The organism is Camelimonas lactis, from assembly GCF_004342915.1.
GTDB lineage: Bacteria > Pseudomonadota > Alphaproteobacteria > Rhizobiales > Beijerinckiaceae > Camelimonas > Camelimonas lactis.
Genome location: NZ_SLWL01000009.1, coordinates 83,542 through 97,843, shown reverse-complemented (window position 1 = coordinate 97,843; position 14,302 = coordinate 83,542). Strand labels below are relative to the sequence as shown.

Genomic DNA, 14,302 nt, shown 5'->3' with positions numbered 1-14,302 from the left:
TCCGGATGCAAGCGGAGGCGGTCCGCCCGGAAATGCGCAGGCCCGGTGGCGGCCGTGAAGTGGAAAAGCGATGAGTGGAACGGGCGGCAGGAGCGGCAGGGGCGCGCCACGCGGGCCAGGGGCTCCCAGGGGCAGGGGCGCGCCAGGTAAAGGCGCCGCGCGTGACGCCGACCTCCAGGACGCGCCAGACCGTCTTGTCTCGGCCGAGGCGCGCGATGAGGACGGCGAGGGCTCGATCCGGCCGCTGGCGCTGGAGGAGTTCATCGGCCAGGCCCAGGCCCGGGCCAATCTCGACGTGTTCATTCGCGCCGCCCGCGCCCGCAATGACGCGCTGGACCACGTGCTGTTCGTCGGCCCGCCGGGCCTTGGCAAGACCACGCTCGCCCAGATCGTCGCCCGCGAGCTGGGGGTCAATTTCCGCTCCACCTCCGGCCCGGTGATCGCCCGCGCCGGTGATCTGGCGGCGCAGCTGACCAATCTCGAAGAGCGCGACGTGCTGTTCATCGACGAGATCCACCGGCTCAACCCGGCGGTGGAGGAAATTCTCTATCCGGCGATGGAGGACTACCAGCTCGACCTGATCATTGGCGAGGGGCCGTCGGCGCGCTCGGTGAAGATCGACCTGCCAAAGTTCACCCTGGTCGGCGCCACGACGCGGCAGGGCCTGCTGACCACGCCGCTGCGCGACCGCTTCGGCATTCCGATCCGGTTGCAGTTCTACACGGTGGCGGAGCTGGAGCTGATCGTGAAGCGCGGCGCCCGGGTGATCGGCGTCGGCATGAGCGACGACGGCGCCAACGAGATCGCCCGCCGCGCCCGGGGCACGCCGCGCATCGCCGGGCGCTTGCTGCGGCGGGTGCGGGATTTCGCCGTGGTGGGCGGCGCGGACCAGGTGACGCGCGAAATCGCCGACCGGGCGCTCAGCCTGCTCGACGTCGACTCCATCGGCCTGGACCTGATGGATCGCAAGTATCTGCGGATGATCGCCCTGTCATTCGGCGGCGGACCGGTGGGCGTCGAGACCATCGCCGCCGCCCTGTCGGAGCCGCGCGACGCCATTGAGGAAATCATCGAGCCTTATCTGATCCAGCAGGGCTTCGTGCAGCGCACCCCGCGTGGTCGCCTGTTGACGCCGCATGCTTTCCGGCATCTGGGGCTTGCGGAGCCGGCCCCCGGCGCCGCCCAATACGCGCTGTTTCGTGACCAATCGGAAGAAGAGGCGTGAACCGATGAATTCGGCGGCGGAAAACAGCGGGCTGGAGCCGGCGAGCGGGGTGGTTGTTGATGGCCGGCACCTGCTGACGGTGCGGGTTTACTACGAGGACACCGATTTTTCCGGCATCGTCTATCACGCCAACTATCTCAGGTTCCTGGAGCGCGGCCGCACCGAATCACTGCGCGCCATCGGCGCCAACCAGTCGGTGATGCTGGCGGCGGGCGGCCTGTTCTTCGCCGTGCGCCGCATGACCATCGACTGGAAGCTGCCGGCGCTGATGGACGACGTGCTGACCATCGAAACCCGCACCCGCGAGATGCGCGGCGCCTCGATGATCATCGACCAGCGCATCCTGCGCGACGGGGTCGAGATCCTCACCGCCGAGGTGCGCGTCGCCGCCATCGTCGGCGGCAAGCCGGCGCGAATTCCGGATGAAATCCGCACGCTGCTTGGCGGCGATTGACGCCGCCGTATCCGGCCAGCCATGGCGCCGCTTGCCGGTGATATGCCGGGGCGGGCCCCGCCAGAAGATCAGAAAATTTGTCGCGGCGGCTGGCGGGCTCGCGCGGCCGTCCGTTGCGACGACCGCGCCGGCTTGCGGAAACGATGAAACGCGTTATGAGATTTCCCGGCAGACGCCGGAGACAGGCGGTCGGGGCGCGCCCTGACCGACGGTTCTCCAGAGCGTCGGTAAGGGAGAGAAATCGTGACGCGTTATTTGACCCGCGCGCTGGTCGCGGCGGCCCTGGCTTGTGCGCCGGCTTTCGCCATCGCCGCTGAAAAGAAATACGACCAGGGGGCCAGTGATACGGAAATCCGCCTCGGCCAGACCATGCCCTACAGCGGTCCCCTGTCCGCTCATGGCATCCAGGGCCGCACCGAGGTCGCCTATTTCCGCAAGCTCAATGAAGAGCAGGGCGGCATTAACGGCCGCAAGGTCAATCTGATCTCGCTGGACGATTCGTTCTCGCCGCCAAAGACGGTGGAGCAGACCCGCAAGCTCGTGGAGCAGGAGGGCGTGCTCGCCCTGTTCGGCTCCAGCGGCACCGCCGCCCAGTCGGCCGTGCAGAAATACCTCAACAGCAAGAAGATTCCGCAGCTGCTGGTCTCGACCGGCGCCAACAAGTGGAACCAGCCGAAGGCGTTCCCGTGGAGCACGCCGGCTTTCTTCCTCTATGGCACGGAAGGCGAGGTGTTCGGCCGCTACGTCGCCAAGACGAAGCCAGAGGGCAAGATCGCCATCCTTTACCAGAACGATGACTTCGGGAAGGACTATGTCGCCGGATTCAAGAAGGGCCTCGGCGACAAGGCGAAAAACATCATCAAGGAAGTGACCTACGAGCTGACCGATCCGACCATGGACAGTCAGGTGCTGGCGGCGAAGAATTCCGGCGCCGATGTGTTCTTCAACGTCAGCCTCGGCAAGGCGACGCCGCAGATCTTCAAGAAGGTGCACGAGCTGAACTGGCAGCCGATGCATCTGGTGGTCAGCCCGTCGACCGGTCGGGTTTTCCTTGAGGCCGCCGGTCTGGACACGGTGCAGGGAATCATCGGCGCCACCGCCTACAAGCAGATGACCAGCCCGCGCTGGGCCAACGACCCTGATGTCATCGCCTACAAGGCGTTCCTGGCGAAGTATCTGCCGAACGAGGACAAGACCAACGAGATCGGCTTCGTCACCTATTCCTTCGCCCACGTCATGGCGCATATCCTGCGCGAGGCCGGCGACAATCTGACCCGCGAGAACATCCTGCGGATCGCCACCAACCTGAAGAACGTGCACGGACCGGCGCTGCTGCCGGGCAGCACGTATAACACCACGCCGCAGGACTACGTGCCGTTCAAGCGGCTGGAGCTGCAGCAGTTCAAGGGCAACGACTGGGTCGTCCTGGAAGAGATGACCGCCGAATAAGTTGCATGCGCCGGCCTGCCGGCCGTTCCGCCGCGAAGCCTGCCCCCACGCCGGGGCAGGCTTTTTGCTGTTTCCGCCCCCAACAGGACCGCCCGTTCAGCCTGTCTTAACCATGTCCGGATTTGATGGCGCCAACATCGCCACAGCCGGCGCCCGGTTCCGCCCTGTCATGGCAACTCCCATATGTGGCCAAGCTTTCGACAGAATCCGGGGAGAGGACACAGGGTGGATAAAGCGCCGTGAAGCAACCGGCGCCGCAACCGGACAGGTCAGGCGCCCGCCACCGGAGCCGGCCGATGGAGGGCTCCACTGCTGGCGCGCCCCTGGCCGGACGGCCTTTTGCCTGTCTGGTTGATGTGACGCCTTTTCTTCTTCGCGGAATGCAGCGGCATCCCCGCGCGGAGCATGTTTCAGGCCGGAAGGAAGATTAATGAACCCCGTCGACGTAGCTCAGGTCGCCGCGCCGGTAACGGAAGTGTCGCTCTGGCACATGTTCTGGCAGGCTCACTTCGTGGTCAAGCTGGTGATGCTGGGGCTGGCCGGCGCATCGGTCTGGTGCTGGGCGATCATCATCGACAAGGCGCTGCTGTTCCGTCGCACCCGCGCGGACATGAACGCCTTCGAGGATAATTTCTGGTCTGGCCAGTCGCTTGAGGAGCTGTATCGCGCCGAAGCGCACGGGACGCCGACCGGCATGGCCGCGGTGTTCGTCGCCGCCATGCGCGAGTGGAAGCGTTCATTCGAGGGGGCCGGACGCTCCATCGCCTCGCTGCCGCAGCGCATCGACAAGGTGATGGACGTGTCGATCCAGCGCGAGATGGAGCGGCTGGAATCGCGGCTGCTGGTGCTCGCCACCATTGGCTCGTCGGCGCCGTTCATCGGCCTGTTCGGCACGGTATGGGGCATCATGACCTCGTTCCGCTCCATCGCCGCTTCCAAGAACACCTCGCTCGCCGTGGTGGCGCCGGGCATCGCCGAGGCGCTGTTCGCCACCGCCATCGGCCTGATCGCCGCCATTCCGGCGGTGATCGCCTACAATCGCTACCAGGCGGAGGCGGCGCGGGCGCAGACGCGCCTGGAGGGCTTCGCCGACGAGTTCTCATCCATCCTGTCGCGGCAGATCGACGAGCGGCACGCGGCCTGACCGCGACCGCCGGAAGGAGACAGGCATGGGTATGGGCATGGCTGGCGGAACGGGCGGCGCGCGGCGCCGGCGCGGGGCGCGCAAAAGCGCCGGGTTCGCCGACATCAACATGACGCCATTCATCGACGTGGTGCTGGTGCTGCTGATCGTCTTCATGGTCGCCGCGCCAATGATGGCGACCGGCGTGCCGCTGGATCTGCCGCAAAGCTCCGCCGCGCCGCTCAACATGGAGCAGAAGCCGGTAACGGTGTCGGTGGACGACCAGGGCCGCATCTACATTGAGGACCGGCAGCTGTCCGACGACACGCTGGTTCCGGCCCTGCGCGAGGCGGCGAAGGCTGGCCCGGAAGAGCGCATCTATCTGCGCGGCTCGAAAAAGGTGGATTACGGCCGCATCGCCCAGGTGATGGGGCTGATCACCGCCGGCGGTTTCAAGAAGGTCGCCCTCGTCACCGAGCCGGATCAGAAGGGCTGAGCGGACCGAAATGAAATTCCGTTGGTCCAGACAGGAACCAGGACTGCTGCTTTCGGCGCTCGGCCACGCCGGCCTGCTGGTCGCGGCGCTGATCGCGCTCGCCTCCGCGCCGCGTTTCGAGGAGCAGATGGAGGCGGTGCCTGTCGAGGTGATTACGGACAGCCAGTTGCGCGCCATGACGCGCGGCGAGAAGACCTCGAAGGAGGTTTCGGAAAAGCCGACGCTGCGCGCCGAGAAACAGGCGGAGGTGCGGGACGTGAAGCCGGATTCGGCCACGGACCGTCAGGACGCGCCCGCCCCGCCGTCGCGGCCGCGCGATCTGGCGCAGGCGCAGGAGAACACGCCGCCGCCCGCCGCCGCCGCGAAACCGGAACCCAGGCCGGAACCCAGGCCGGAACCGAAGCCCGAACCTAAACCGGAACCGAAGCCGGAGCCGGCGCCGCTGCCGCCGCAGCGTCCCGAGCCGACGCCCGAACCCAAACCAGAGCCGCAACCCGAGCCGAAACCTGAACCCCGGCCTGAACCAAAGCCTGAACCAAAGCCCAGGCCCGAACCGAAGCCTGAACCGAAGCCGAAACCCGAGCCAAAGCCACGGCCTGAACCGAAGCCGGAGGCGCCGGCGCGCCGTGATCTGGCGAAGCTGATCGAGGACAGCAAGCCGACGCCAAAGCCGGCCGGGAAGCCCGCGCAAAAACCGGCCGCCAAACCGGCGCCGGAGGGGGAGAGCTTCAACCCGACGGATATCCGCAAGCTGCTGGCCAGTCGCAACGCCAACCAGCGTTCCGCTTCCACCGGGCCGGAGCTGAACCAGCGTTCGACGGCGGGCACGCAAACCGGAACCGGGCCGAAGCTGTCGATGTCGCAGCGGGATGCGCTGGGGGCCATGCTGAAGGAGCAGCTGGCCAGATGCTGGTCGCCGCCGATGGGCTCCAACCCGGATCTGAAGCCGGATGTGCGCGTGGTGCTGGGACCGGACGGCGCGGTGATTGGCCAGCCGATGGTGGCGAACAGTTCGTCCGACCCGGGCTTCCGCGCCATGGCGGACAGCGCCGTGCGCGCCGTGCGCATGTGCGCGCCGTTCCGGGTGCCGCAGCAGTTCGCGCCATTTTACAATGACTGGCGCAATTTCAGGATCGTCTTCGACGCCCGGGAGTTTCTGGGATGAGATCTGGAGCAACGACGCCCGGCCGGAAGATTGCGCCCGACATGGTTTTGCCATCTGCGCCAGGCAAAACTTCGCTGGCATGGGAGCCGGCGTGGTTTATGGATCTGATGTTTTTGCATGCGGCGGTCACGCCCATGACGGAAATTCGGCTTCGTTGCGCCGGGCGGCAAGAATTGCCGCAAGAACTACACACGCCCGAAAATGACCACCTCAATGAACGCCGGAAGCACCATGGCCACTGATCATCTGTTTCACCGCGTCGCCAGGTCCGCAGGCCTCATCCTGCCGTCAGCCGGCGCCGGGGAGGGCCTTGTTGATCCTGGCCGGCGCGCCCTGCTCCGGGGCGGCGTCGCCGCCGGCGGCCTTGCGGCTGTGAGCGCCGTCACCACCTGGGCGCAGCCGGCGCGGGCTGAAATCTCCATCACCCTCGACAGGGCCAATTTCCAGCCGTTGCCTATCGCCATCGCCGATTTTGGCGGCGATCCGGACCTCGGCGCGCGCATTGCCGGCGTCGTCGCCGCCGACCTGAAGCGTTGCGGTTATTTCGCGCCGCTCGATCGCGGCGCCTTCCCGCCAGGGCCAATCGAGTTCGACGCGGTGCCGGCGTTCCAGGCCTGGCAGGCCATCAACGCCCAGGCGCTGGCCACCGGGCGCGTCAGCCGCGACGGCGGCCGGTTGCGCACGGCCTATCGCCTGTGGGACGTCAGCGCCGGCCAGCAGATGACCGGCCAGCAGTTCGTGACCGACGCCAACAACTGGCGCCGGGTCGGCCACATCATCGCCGACTCGATCCTGTCGCGGCTAACCGGCCTCAAGGGCATGTTCGACGCCCGCATCGTTTATGTGGACGAGAGCGGCCCGCGCGACCAGCGCCGCAAGCGCCTCGCCATCATGGACACCGACGGCGCCAACATGCGCTTCCTGACGCGCGGCGAGGAAAGCGTGGTGACGCCGCGCTTCGCGCCCAATTCGGCCGAAGTCACCTACATGTCCCAGGCGCGGGGTTCGCAGCCGCGCGTCCAGGTGCTGAACATCGACACCGGGCAGCGCCAGATGGTCGGCAATTTCCCCGACATGACCTCAAGCCCGCGCTTTTCGCCCAATGGCCAGAGCATCGTGCTGAGCCTGCAGCAGGGCGGCAACGCCAATATCTATCTGATGAACCTGGGCTCGCGCACCACCACGCGCCTGACCAGCGCCAGCGCCATCGACACCTCGCCGTCGTTCTCGCCGGACGGCGCCCGCATCGCCTTTGAGAGCGACCGCGGCGGCGGCCAGCAGATTTACGTGATGTCGGGCTCTGGCGGCGACGCCCAGCGCATTTCTTTCGGCGAGGGGCGCTACAGCCAGCCGGTGTGGTCGCCGCGCGGCGATTTCATCGCCTTCACCCGGCAGAAGGCGGGCATGTTCGCCATTGGCGTCATGAAGCCGGATGGCTCTGGCGAACGCATCCTGACGGAAGGCTTCCACAACGAGGGGCCGACCTGGGCGCCCAACGGCCAGTTTCTGATGTTCTTCCGCGACCCGGGCGGCGAGGGCGGCAGCAAGCTGTACATGACGGACATCACCGGCCGCGTGGAGGCGCCGATCCGCACCTCCGGCTTCGCGTCGGACCCGGGCTGGTCGCAGGTTCTTTCCGAAATGCGGTGAACCGCAGGCCGCGTGATCGACGATTAATCGGAATTTTACCACATCGCTGGCTTTTTGAGCGCTTGTATGACAGCGCGCGGCTGGCGCGGACATGTCGAGGCGAAAGCTTCCAGGAAGGATTGATGATGTCGGCAGCAGTTATCGGCAAGGCGGACAGGCGGATGGGCCGCCGCGCGGCGTTCGCGGTCGTGGCGATGGTTGCGGCGCTCTCCCTCGGCGCCTGCGCCAAGAACAACCAGGACGGCGTCAACGGCGGCGCTGGCGGGGCGGGCAGCCGTTACGGCATGGGCGGCGCCGGCACGCCGGGCAGCGCCCAGGACTTCGTGGTCAACGTGGGCGACCGTGTATTCTTTGAGGTCGACAGCACTTCGCTGACGCCGCAGGCCGTCGCCACCCTCGATCGCCAGGCAGCCTGGCTGGCGCGCTATCCGCATTACACCTTTGTCGTCGAGGGTCACGCCGACGAGCGCGGCACGCGCGAATACAACTACTCGCTTGGCGCCCGCCGCGCCCAGTCGGTGCGGGACTATCTGGCGTCGCGCGGCGTTGCTTCCTCGCGCATGCGCACCATCTCCTACGGCAAGGAACGCCCCGTCGCGGTCTGCAACGACATCTCGTGCTGGTCGCAGAACCGCCGCAGCGTGATCGTGCTGGACGGCGCCGGCTCCTGAGCGGCGTAAACCGCGCCGCTGCTTCTTTCGGGAAGGGGCGGCGGCGGCGCTGCATCCAGGTCGCCATTCCTTTCCGCAGGACAGCGAAACGACAGGCCGACATGACGTTGCAATTGCCAAAGTTAGCCGCTTTTTCACGGGTAACCGCGCTCTTCGGCGGGCTTGCCCTGGCGGCGGGGCTCGCCGTGCTGCCCGCGCCGGCGGCGCGGGCCCAGGACGCCGCCGACATTGTGGTGCGCATGGGCCAGCTGGAGGAGCAGGTGCGGACCATGTCGGGCCGCATCGAGCAGCTCCAGTTTGAAAACCGCCGGCTCAACGAACAGCTGCGCAAGTTCCAGCAGGACGTGGAGTTCCGTCTGCAGGAAAAATCTGGCGGCGGCGGCGCTTCGCCCGCGCCGTCGACATCGCCAGGACGTGAGCGGCGCGGCGACGCCGGCGCCGGCGTCTCCCCCGGCGGCTCGTCGCAGGTCGCCGGCCAGACCGGGGCGGCAGGCGCCGGCGGCGACGCTTTCGAGAATGCCCGCGGCCAGTTCCAGCAGCGCCAGTATGCGGCGGCGGAAATGGGCTTCCGCCAGTTCCTGCAGGCCAACCCCCGCGACCGGCGCGCGCCGGAGGCCATCTACTGGCTGGGCGAAAGTTATTTCCAGCGCCAGCAGTACAGCGAGGCGGCCGAGCAGTTCCTGAAGATCTCGACCGAATACGCCAAATCGGCCCGTGGCCCGGATGCGCTGGTCAAGCTCGGCATGTCGCTGTCGCGGCTCAACGCCAAACAGGAAGCCTGCGCCACTTTGGCTGAGGTGCTGCGCAAATATCCCAATGCCTCGGTGGACGTGCGCTCGGCCGTGGAGCGCGAACGCCGCCGTACGAAATGCTGAGGCTTCGATGAGGCGCGCCGGTCCATCGGAGGAGGCAGGCTCCCCGCAGGAGGAGGAAATCCGGCGACAGGCCGCTGGCCCGGATGGCCGACGCGTCTCCGACGACGCCCCCGTAACCGCCGGCGAGGCGGATTTTTTGTTTTCCGGCCTTGCGACCGCCGCCGGTCTGCTGCTGGCGGTTTCCGGCGGCCCCGATTCCCTGGCGCTGCTGTATCTGGCGGCGCGCTGGCGGGCGGAGGGGCTGGCCCGCGGGGAGCAGCGTCCGCCGCTCGCCGTCGCCGTCGTTGATCACCGCCTGCGCCCTGAAGCGGCCGGTGAAGCCCGCATGGTGATGGCGCGGGCGCGGGCGGTGGGGGCGCCAGGCGAGATCCTGATCTGGGAGGGCGACAAGCCGGTGAGCGGCGTGCAGGAGGCGGCGCGGACCGCGCGCTATGCGCTGCTGTTGGCCGAGGCCCGGCGCAGGGGCGCCTCGCATGTGCTGACGGCCCATCACGCCGACGATCTGGCGGAAACCGTTCTGATGCGCCTGTGCGCCGGCTCCGGCGTCGCTGGCCTCGCCGGCATCGCGCCCCTGGCGCAGCGGGAGGGCCTGTGGTTGGCGCGGCCCCTGCTATCCCTGCCAAAAAGCCGCCTGGTCGCAGTTTGCGCCGCCGCCGGGTGGGACTGGGCGGTCGATCCTGGCAACCGCGATCCACGCAAGGGGCGGGGCAGGCTGCGCCGCCTCGCCGGCGAACTGGCGGCGCTCGGGCTCAGCCGGGAGCGGCTGTTGCGCCTCGCCGCCCGCGCCGCCCGCGCTGACGCAGCGCTGGAGCATATGGTGGACCGCGCCCTGGCCGACGCCGGCGCGCTGGGTAGCGCTGGGGGCTTCAGCGTCGACATGCGCCGGCTGGGGGAACAACCGGCCGAGATCGCGGTGCGGGGGCTGGGGCGGCTGATGAGCGGCGCGCGCGGCGCCGGTGATGCGCCGCTGCGTCTGGAGCGTCTGGAGCGGGCGACGGAGCGGCTGGTCGCCGCCGCCGGCGCCGGCCGCCCTGAAACGCTGACATTGGGCGGACTGGCGTTGCGGCTTGATCGCCATGGCGTCTGCCGCGGCGCGGCGGAGCCACCCCGGAAACAACGCGCCGGCGCCTGATGGTCACCGCCTGGAATTCCGCGCGGCGATCACCCGCCCGGGCTGGCCGCCAGGTTGTCAGAGCGGTCGCCGGCCTGCGGCATAACCGCCGCGCCTGCCCCAAACAGGGCGCTTTTCGCAGGTAGAAGGCGCGCAGCCTCCATTCAGCCTCCGCTTCCCGCGGGCTCCGTTGATGGCGCGACCTTGGCAACAGGTCGCTTCAAGCCTAAATATGGGGCTGGTTGAGATCCTTATGGCGCGCGGCAGCCCGCTGGACCAGGACATATAATTCAAGATGAACCCCAATTTCAGGAACTTCGCCCTCTGGGTCATCATTTTTCTGCTGGTGCTGGCGCTGGTTTCCCTGTTCCAGAGCCCCGGCCAGCGCGGCGGTTCGTCTGATATTCCTTACTCGCAACTGCTGCAGGACGCCGATAATGGCCGCGTCACCAGCGTGTTGATCTCCGGGCAGGAAATCACCGGCGCCTACACGGACGGGCGCACGTTCAAGACGTATGCGCCGTTCGATCCCGGCCTCGTCACCAAGTTGCAGCAGAAGAACGTGACGATTTCCGCGCGTCCGCCGCAGTCGGACACGCCGTGGTTCATCGCGTTGCTGATCAACTGGCTGCCGATCCTCGTCTTCATTGGCGCGTGGATATTCCTGTCGCGCCAGATGCAGAGCGGGGCGGGGCGCGCCATGGGCTTCGGCAAGTCCAAGGCCAAGTTGCTGACGGAGGCGCATGGCCGCGTCACCTTCGAGGACGTGGCCGGCGTCGAGGAGGCCAAGGACGATTTGCAGGAGATCGTGGAATTCCTGCGCGATCCGCAGAAGTTCCAGCGCCTCGGCGGCCGTATTCCGCGCGGCGTGCTCCTGGTCGGCCCGCCCGGCACCGGCAAGACGCTGATCGCCCGCGCCGTCGCCGGCGAGGCCAATGTGCCGTTTTTCACCATCTCCGGCTCGGACTTCGTTGAAATGTTCGTGGGCGTCGGCGCCAGCCGGGTGCGCGACATGTTCGAACAGGCCAAGAAGAACTCGCCGTGCATCATCTTCATCGACGAGATCGACGCGGTCGGCCGCCATCGCGGCGCCGGGCTTGGCGGCGGCAATGACGAGCGCGAGCAGACCCTGAACCAGCTGCTGGTGGAGATGGACGGTTTTGAGGCCAACGAAGGCGTCATCATCATCGCCGCCACCAACCGTCCCGACGTGCTGGATCCGGCGCTGCTGCGCCCTGGCCGCTTCGACCGCCAGATCGTCGTGCCGAACCCGGATGTGGTTGGCCGCGAGCGCATCCTGCGCGTGCACGTGCGCAAGGTGCCGCTGGCGCCGGACGTGGACCTGCGCACCATGGCGCGGGGCACCCCGGGTTTTTCCGGCGCCGATCTGATGAATCTGGTCAATGAGGCGGCGCTGCTGGCGGCGCGGCGCGGCAAGCGCATTGTCACCATGCAGGAGTTCGAGGACGCCAAGGACAAGGTGATGATGGGCGCCGAGCGTCGCACCCTGGTGATGACCGAGGACGAAAAACGCCTGACCGCCTATCACGAGGCCGGCCACGCCATCGTCGCCCTCAACGTCCCCGCCACCGACCCGGTGCACAAGGCCACCATCATTCCGCGCGGCCGGGCGCTGGGCATGGTGATGCAGCTGCCGGAGCGCGACAAGCTCTCCATGAGCTACGAGCAGATGACCTCGCGCCTCGCCATCATGATGGGCGGTCGCGTCGCCGAGGAGCTGATCTTCGGCCCGGCCAAGGTTACCTCTGGCGCCGCGTCCGACATCCAGCAGGCGACCAAGCTGGCGCGGGCCATGGTCACCCAGTGGGGCTTCTCGGACGAGCTCGGCGCCGTGATGTACGGCGACGAGGGCGGCGAGGTGTTTCTCGGTTACTCCATGGGCAAGCAGCAGACCCTGTCCGAGGCGACGGCGCAGAAGATCGACGCGGAAATCCGCCGCCTGGTGGAGGAAGGTCTGTCCGAAGCCCGCCGCATCCTCACCGAGCGTCACGACGATCTGGAGGCGCTGGCCCGCGGGCTGCTGGAGTATGAGACCCTGTCGGGCGAGGAAATTCGCGGCCTGCTGGGCGGCAGGCCGCCGGTGCGCGACGCGGGCAACGAGCCGCCGCCCAGCCGCGGCGCCCTGGTGCCGTCCGCTGGCCGGCATACGCCGCGCGGCGGCTCCGACGCTGGCCTGGAGCCACAGCCTCAGGCCTGACGTCCCCAGGATCCGGCGGAAGAACATCTGACCGCCCTATCTGCAAGCATCGCCCCGGCCCCCCTGGACCGGGGCGATTTTCGTCAACCAGAAGTTGCTCCTGGTAGCGTTACCGGCCGCCGGCCGGGCGGCGGTGGCCGGTAACATCATGTTATGAATAGTGAATACCTAAAGCCCTTCCGTTGCTTGACGCAACAGGCGTTCACGGCGCACATGGAATAGTTGGGGCGGCGGATGATTTGGGACGGGACCCGGGCTCGCCCCGGGCTCCTGTTTTCGCAAGAGGGCTTCCGCAAGAGGGGCTGCCGCATGGGGAGCGTCCGCGTCCGGGAGCTTCTGGCGCGGGCGAAGCGCCCGCCGGAACAGTTTGGTCGCAGTGACGTGAAGCATCATCGCTTTTTCCGGAAACTGCCTGAGGCACAGGACATATGACAAGAAGCTACTTCGGCACGGATGGTATTCGCGGTCGCGCCAACACCGTCATCACGCCAGAGCTGGCGTTGAAGGTCGGGCAGGCCGCGGGTCTGGTGTTCCGCCGCGGCGATCACCGCAACAGGGTGATCATTGGCAAGGACACCCGGCTGTCGGGCTACATGATCGAAACCGCGATGATCGCCGGTTTCACCTCCGTCGGCATCGACGTCCTGCAACTGGGGCCGATGCCGACGCCGGCCGTGGCCATGCTGACGCGCTCCATGCGCTGCGACATGGGCGTGATGATCTCGGCCTCGCACAATCCTTACGAAGACAACGGCATCAAGCTGTTCGGGCCGGACGGCTACAAGCTGTCCGACGAGGTCGAGCGGCAGATTGAGGAACTGATCGACGGCGATCTGGCGCTGCGTCTGGCCAGCGCCTCCGATCTTGGCCGGGCGAAGCGCATTGACAGCGTTCATGCCCGTTACGTCGAATTCGCCAAGCGCACCTTGCCGCGCGACGTGGATTTCGACGGCATGCGCGTGGTGGTCGACTGCGCCAACGGCGCCGGTTATCGGGTGGCGCCGGAAGCACTGTGGGAGCTGGGCGCGGAGGTTATCTCTCTCGGCGTCGAGCCAGACGGCACCAATATCAACCGGGATGTGGGCTCCACCTCGCCGGAAGCGCTGATCCGCAAGGTGCACGAGGTGCGGGCTGACGTGGGCATCGCCCTCGACGGCGATGCTGACCGGGTGATCATTGTCGACGAGAAGGGCCAGGTGGTCGACGGCGATCAGCTGATGGCGGTGATCGGCCGCAGCTGGCAGGAGGCCGAACTGCTGAGCAAGCCGGCGATCGTCGCCACCATCATGTCCAATCTCGGCCTGGAAAAGTATCTTTCTGGCATTGGCCTTGGCCTGGAGCGCACGGCGGTCGGCGACCGCTATGTGCTCGAGCATATGCGTCGCAATGGCTACAATGTCGGCGGCGAGCAGTCGGGCCACATCATCCTGTCGGATTACGCCACCACCGGCGACGGCCTGCTGTCGGCGTTGCAGATCCTTTCCGTGGTTCAGCGGGCCGGCCGGCCGGTCAGCGAGGTCTGCCGGGCGTTCGAGCCGTTCCCCCAGGTGCTGAAGAACTACCGGTATGCGCGCGGCGCGGCTCCTTCCGCCGAGAGCGTTGACGCCATCGTCGACGCGGCGCGCGACCGGCTCGGCAAGAATGGCCGCCTGGTGGTGCGCCCCTCGGGCACCGAGCCGGTGATCCGCGTGATGGGCGAGGGCGACAATCTGGATGTGGTCACCCAGGTTGTGGACGACGTCATCGCCGAGATCGGCAAGATCGGCCGGGCGGCGGCCTGACGTTTTCGATGTCCGGGACAGGTTTGACGCAGGCGATCCGCACGGGTCGCCTGCGTTGTTTTTTTCAACCATATGGCCTGACAG

At 67.4% G+C, this 14,302-nt stretch carries 12 protein-coding genes; all 12 read left to right on the top strand.

Going from position 1 to position 14,302, the window contains the following annotated elements:
- Positions 1 to 70: 70 nt before the first annotated feature.
- The 12 genes from ruvB (at position 71) to glmM (ending at position 14,218) form a co-directional block, all read left to right on the top strand.
- Positions 71 to 1,225, top strand: coding sequence for a Holliday junction branch migration DNA helicase RuvB (ruvB, locus tag EV666_RS11265; RefSeq protein ID WP_132007677.1), 1,155 nt, complete (start codon positions 71 to 73; stop codon positions 1,223 to 1,225).
- 4 nt (positions 1,226 to 1,229) lie between these two features.
- Positions 1,230 to 1,679 (top strand): tol-pal system-associated acyl-CoA thioesterase, encoded by a 450-nt coding sequence (ybgC, locus tag EV666_RS11260; RefSeq protein ID WP_132007674.1) that lies wholly within the window; start codon positions 1,230 to 1,232, stop codon positions 1,677 to 1,679.
- Between the two features lie 243 nt (positions 1,680 to 1,922).
- On the top strand, positions 1,923 to 3,128 hold the full coding sequence (locus tag EV666_RS11255) for an ABC transporter substrate-binding protein (RefSeq protein ID WP_207906398.1): 1,206 nt from the start codon (positions 1,923 to 1,925) through the stop codon (positions 3,126 to 3,128).
- A gap of 430 nt (positions 3,129 to 3,558) precedes the next feature.
- Positions 3,559 to 4,272, top strand: coding sequence for a protein TolQ (gene tolQ, locus EV666_RS11250; RefSeq protein ID WP_132007668.1), 714 nt, complete (start codon positions 3,559 to 3,561; stop codon positions 4,270 to 4,272).
- A 25-nt stretch (positions 4,273 to 4,297) separates the two neighbouring features.
- Positions 4,298 to 4,747, top strand: coding sequence for an ExbD/TolR family protein (locus EV666_RS11245; RefSeq protein ID WP_132007665.1), 450 nt, complete (start codon positions 4,298 to 4,300; stop codon positions 4,745 to 4,747).
- 10 nt (positions 4,748 to 4,757) lie between these two features.
- Entirely contained in the window at positions 4,758 to 5,912 is a 1,155-nt protein-coding gene (locus EV666_RS18235) for a hypothetical protein (protein WP_165909987.1), read from the top strand.
- Between the two features lie 231 nt (positions 5,913 to 6,143).
- On the top strand, positions 6,144 to 7,562 hold the full coding sequence (gene tolB, locus EV666_RS11230) for a Tol-Pal system beta propeller repeat protein TolB (protein WP_132007659.1): 1,419 nt from the start codon (positions 6,144 to 6,146) through the stop codon (positions 7,560 to 7,562).
- Between the two features lie 161 nt (positions 7,563 to 7,723).
- Complete coding sequence (gene pal, locus EV666_RS11225) at positions 7,724 to 8,233, top strand: peptidoglycan-associated lipoprotein Pal (protein WP_132007881.1); 510 nt, start codon at positions 7,724 to 7,726, stop codon at positions 8,231 to 8,233.
- A gap of 101 nt (positions 8,234 to 8,334) precedes the next feature.
- Positions 8,335 to 9,108: a tol-pal system protein YbgF gene (ybgF, locus tag EV666_RS11220; protein WP_132007656.1), complete on the top strand. Its 774-nt coding sequence runs from the start codon at positions 8,335 to 8,337 to the stop codon at positions 9,106 to 9,108.
- Between the two features lie 7 nt (positions 9,109 to 9,115).
- The gene (gene tilS, locus EV666_RS11215; protein WP_132007653.1) at positions 9,116 to 10,240 is read left to right on the top strand and encodes a tRNA lysidine(34) synthetase TilS; all 1,125 of its coding nucleotides are present in this window, start codon (positions 9,116 to 9,118) and stop codon (positions 10,238 to 10,240) included.
- A 274-nt stretch (positions 10,241 to 10,514) separates the two neighbouring features.
- Entirely contained in the window at positions 10,515 to 12,437 is a 1,923-nt protein-coding gene (ftsH, locus tag EV666_RS11210; protein ID WP_132007650.1) for an ATP-dependent zinc metalloprotease FtsH, read from the top strand.
- A gap of 428 nt (positions 12,438 to 12,865) precedes the next feature.
- Positions 12,866 to 14,218 (top strand): phosphoglucosamine mutase, encoded by a 1,353-nt coding sequence (gene glmM / locus EV666_RS11205; RefSeq protein WP_132007647.1) that lies wholly within the window; start codon positions 12,866 to 12,868, stop codon positions 14,216 to 14,218.
- Positions 14,219 to 14,302 lie beyond the last annotated feature (84 nt).

What these genes read in the sequence shown, in the direction of transcription:
- ybgF (WP_132007656.1), top strand. Translation starts at nt 8,335, where the DNA reads ATGACGTTGCAATTGCCAAAGTTAGCCGCTTTTTCACGGGTAACCGCG.
- ybgC (WP_132007674.1), top strand. Translation starts at nt 1,230, where the DNA reads ATGAATTCGGCGGCGGAAAACAGCGGGCTGGAGCCGGCGAGCGGGGTG.
- tilS (WP_132007653.1), top strand. Translation starts at nt 9,116, where the DNA reads ATGAGGCGCGCCGGTCCATCGGAGGAGGCAGGCTCCCCGCAGGAGGAG.
- ruvB (WP_132007677.1), top strand. Translation starts at nt 71, where the DNA reads ATGAGTGGAACGGGCGGCAGGAGCGGCAGGGGCGCGCCACGCGGGCCA.
- ftsH (WP_132007650.1), top strand. Translation starts at nt 10,515, where the DNA reads ATGAACCCCAATTTCAGGAACTTCGCCCTCTGGGTCATCATTTTTCTG.
- EV666_RS11245 (WP_132007665.1), top strand. Translation starts at nt 4,298, where the DNA reads ATGGGTATGGGCATGGCTGGCGGAACGGGCGGCGCGCGGCGCCGGCGC.
- tolQ (WP_132007668.1), top strand. Translation starts at nt 3,559, where the DNA reads ATGAACCCCGTCGACGTAGCTCAGGTCGCCGCGCCGGTAACGGAAGTG.
- glmM (WP_132007647.1), top strand. Translation starts at nt 12,866, where the DNA reads ATGACAAGAAGCTACTTCGGCACGGATGGTATTCGCGGTCGCGCCAAC.
- EV666_RS18235 (WP_165909987.1), top strand. Translation starts at nt 4,758, where the DNA reads ATGAAATTCCGTTGGTCCAGACAGGAACCAGGACTGCTGCTTTCGGCG.
- tolB (WP_132007659.1), top strand. Translation starts at nt 6,144, where the DNA reads ATGGCCACTGATCATCTGTTTCACCGCGTCGCCAGGTCCGCAGGCCTC.
- pal (WP_132007881.1), top strand. Translation starts at nt 7,724, where the DNA reads ATGGGCCGCCGCGCGGCGTTCGCGGTCGTGGCGATGGTTGCGGCGCTC.